The 401-nt window shown below is 63.3% G+C and carries 1 protein-coding gene; it reads right to left on the reverse strand.

Annotation, left to right across the window (positions count from 1 at the left end; all coding sequences use genetic code 11):
* On the reverse strand, positions 1–372 hold a 372-nt coding region (locus IG94_RS39495), incomplete at its 3' end, for an AAA family ATPase (RefSeq protein WP_157852436.1).
* Positions 373–401 lie beyond the last annotated feature (29 nt).

Consider the following 401-nt stretch of genomic DNA (forward strand, 5'->3'; position numbering starts at 1 on the left):
CCACTGACCGGCATCAGCCTGCTCCAGGCTGTCCGGCTCCAGATCAGCGAAGTCGTCCGTCTCATCCGACCAACGACGCAGATGAGGCCCGAACCGCCGCTCCGCAGTCGGCGACAGCCCCGTCAGGACAGCCTCCAGCCGAATCTCGGGCAGCTCCTCACCCACAGGCTGGTAGCACCCGCCGTAGAAGTCGTGCTCGTCCACCACAGGACGGCGGAACATCCGCTCCGGCCCCAGGATCAGCTCAAGAGCCTCACAGACAGTGGACTTACCCACGCTGTTCGAGCCCACCAACAAGGAGTGCCCGTCCAGCAGAACCCTGCCACTACGGACACCGCGGAAACGTTCCAGCGAAAGCCGACGAACCTTCACGAAAACAGTCTTTCTAACCCCACCCCAAG

The sequence above is a fragment of the Streptomyces olivaceus genome, assembly GCF_000721235.1.
GTDB lineage: Bacteria > Actinomycetota > Actinomycetes > Streptomycetales > Streptomycetaceae > Streptomyces > Streptomyces olivaceus.